This window comes from Haloimpatiens lingqiaonensis, assembly GCF_901447495.1.
Taxonomy (GTDB): domain Bacteria; phylum Bacillota; class Clostridia; order Clostridiales; family Clostridiaceae; genus Haloimpatiens; species Haloimpatiens lingqiaonensis.
The window spans coordinates 1-2288 of record NZ_CABDWS010000150.1 but is presented as its reverse complement, the minus strand read 5'-3'; the positions used below and the strand labels follow the sequence as shown (position 1 = coordinate 2288).

Genomic DNA, 2288 nt, shown 5'->3' with positions numbered 1-2288 from the left:
AATTATTATTTTTAAACCTAATTCTACGAAAGGAGACTTATAAATTGTATAAAAAAACTTTGGTAGTAAATATAAATGAAGGAATTCACACTAGAATAGCTGCCTCTATTGTATTAAAAACCTCAGAATTAAAATCTAAATACAATATAAATCTTTTTATAAAAAAAAGTAATTCTTCATCAGAACCCTTTGCTATAAGTATGTTAGCCCTCCTTTCCTTAAAAATACAAAAGGGTGAAACTATCGAAATATCTTGTAATGAGGATTCTGAAACTGCCTACCAGGCCGTAAATGAAATGTTTAACTTTATAAATTTTGAATTGAATTCAAATAATACTATGTCTAAACTAGATGCTATTATAGAAGAAAACACCATAGCAAATGAACAAATCATAGATAATATACCTGTAGGAATAATAGTTATAGATTCAAACTGTCACATAGTTAAGATAAATGAATATGCATTAAATTTAATAGATAGTTCTGAAAAAAAGGTGTATGGTAAGTACATAAAAGACATAATTCCTACATCAGAACTTCCATCAGTACTTAAAGATAGAATTCATCAAATAGGTCAAATTCAGCATATAAATAATAATATTACTATAAGCAATAGAGCTCCAATTTTAGGTAAGAATAATGAAATATTAGGTGCCATTAGTGTATTTCAAGATATATCAGAAGTCATAGGTATACAAGAGTTAAATGAGAAATTCATAAAAATATTAGAAGCATCTCACGATTTAATTTGTTTCGTAGATGAACATAGAAAGATTAGTTATTTAAATCCTGCTTATGAAAAACATTTTAACATAAATAAGAATTTCATTCTAGGCATGGACTTAATGGATATATCTCCTAATGGATTACGAATAAAAGTTTTTAATACAAAAGAAAAATTAGAAAAGTTTTTTCATAGAAAAGATAATCAAGAGATAGTTTCAACTATAGAACCTATATTTATTGATGATAAGTTTAAAGGTATAATCTCCATATCAAAGCCTATTAATGAAATGAAGGAATTAGTTAGTAAGCTAGAGCGTTCTCAGGAAGAACTTAATTATTATAGAGATGAAATAAGAAGACACTCCCTACTAAATTTCTCCTTTAAAGAAATAATCGGTAACAGTGGTTCTTTACGTGAAGTGTTATATATTGCTCAAAAGGCCTCTGATTCTACTTCTACAGTTTTAATAAGGGGAGAAAGCGGAACTGGAAAAGAACTTATAGCCAAAGCTATTCATTATAACAGTCCAAGAAAAAACAATACTTTAGTAAGAGTAAATTGTGCCGCTATTCCTGAAAATCTTTTAGAAAGTGAGCTTTTTGGATATGAAAAAGGTGCTTTTACTGGAGCAACTAATAGTAAACCTGGCAAATTTAATTTAGCAGATAAGGGTACAATCTTTTTAGATGAAATAGGAGATATGCCCATAAGTATGCAGGCAAAACTCCTTAGAGTACTTCAAGACATGGAATTTGAAAGTGTTGGAGGATTAAAAACTCAAAAGGTAGATGTAAGGATTATAGCTGCCACCAATAGGGATTTAGAAACCATGATAAAAAACGGTCAATTCAGAGAAGATCTATATTACAGACTAAATGTTATTAACATAACCCTGCCCCCTCTTAGGGAACGAAAAGAAGATATAAGTCTTTTGGTGGAACATTTTATACAAAAATTAAATACTAAGCTTAATAAAAATATAAAAGGCATAACCAACGACTGTATTATATACCTAGAAAAATATCATTGGCCTGGCAATATAAGAGAACTGGAAAACATAATTGAAAGAGCGATGAACATGTGTGACGGAAATTTAATAACTTTAAAGGACCTACCCTTCCATATTAGAAGTATGGATAATAAAGATGAAAATCTTATCAATCTAGTAGATGGTGAACTACTACCTTTAGAGGAATATGAAAAAGAAATTATTAAAATAGCTATGCAAAAATATAAAAGCTTTAATAAGGCTGGAAAAGCCTTAGGCATCACTCACAGAACTGTATCACTAAAATGCAAAAAATACGGCATTACATAAGAAAATTGTGACGTTGTCACAATTTTCAGTGGACTAGGGGGCTAGGGGGCTAGGGGGCTAGTAAAAGATAGCTAACATAATTTCACAACGTGAAATTATGTTAGCTATCTTTTTGGACTTAACTAAAATCTTTTATTGGCGGTAGCCAGACTAAATATATAAAATGTCTCTTATATACATCTGACGCTGCCGACGATCTAATCTGTGTAGATCTCGGTGGGGGCCCTGTCATTTAAAAAAAAA

General features: G+C 30.0%; 1 protein-coding gene. It reads left to right on the top strand.

Annotated features, from left to right (window positions below):
* The first annotated feature begins 44 nt into the window (after window positions 1-44).
* On the top strand, window positions 45-2045 hold the full coding sequence (locus tag FGK85_RS14975) for a sigma 54-interacting transcriptional regulator (protein ID WP_138207942.1): 2001 nt from the start codon (window positions 45-47) through the stop codon (window positions 2043-2045).
* Window positions 2046-2288: the final 243 nt, after the last annotated feature.